Origin of the sequence: Yersinia similis, from assembly GCF_001053095.1 — a bacterium.
Lineage (GTDB): Bacteria > Pseudomonadota > Gammaproteobacteria > Enterobacterales > Enterobacteriaceae > Yersinia > Yersinia similis.
On record NZ_CGBP01000099.1, the window covers coordinates 1 to 495 of the forward strand.

A 495-nucleotide genomic window follows, 5' to 3' on the forward strand; every position below is an offset into this window, starting at 1 on the left:
GCCGTTCAGGGTCACGGTGGCTGGCGTCACGCCCAGCGCACTACCGCCCACACTGACACTCAGGCTGGCCACACCGGATACGGTCCCCGCCGTCAGAGTCGCGGTATAGAAGCCGCTGGCCTGCTCGGTCACATTGCCCAGCGTTCCGAGGGTGCTGGTAAAGGCGACCGTTTGACCGGTGACCGGGTTGTTGTTGTTATCACGCAGTGTCAATGTCACCACCGAGGTGTCGCTGCCATTGGCTTCGATATTGACCGGCGCGGCCACCAACGTGGAGTTCGTGGTGCTCAGGTTGCCACTGTCGCCGTTCAGGGTCACGGTGGCTGGCGTCACGCCCAGCGCATTGCCGCCCACACTGACACTCAGGCTGGCCACTCCGGATACGGCTCCGGCAGTCAGGGTCGCGGTATAGAGGCCGCTGGCCTGCTCAGTCACATTGCCCAGCGTTCCGAGGGTGCTGGTAAAGGCGACCGTTTGACCGGTGACCGGGTTGTT

The 495-nt window shown here is 63.8% G+C and carries 1 protein-coding gene; it reads right to left on the reverse strand.

Features of this window, described 5'->3' with window-relative positions; all coding sequences use genetic code 11:
* A partial coding sequence (locus AC971_RS25880; protein ID WP_414826413.1) for an Ig-like domain-containing protein occupies positions 1-435 on the reverse strand: 435 nt, incomplete at its 3' end.
* Positions 436-495 lie beyond the last annotated feature (60 nt).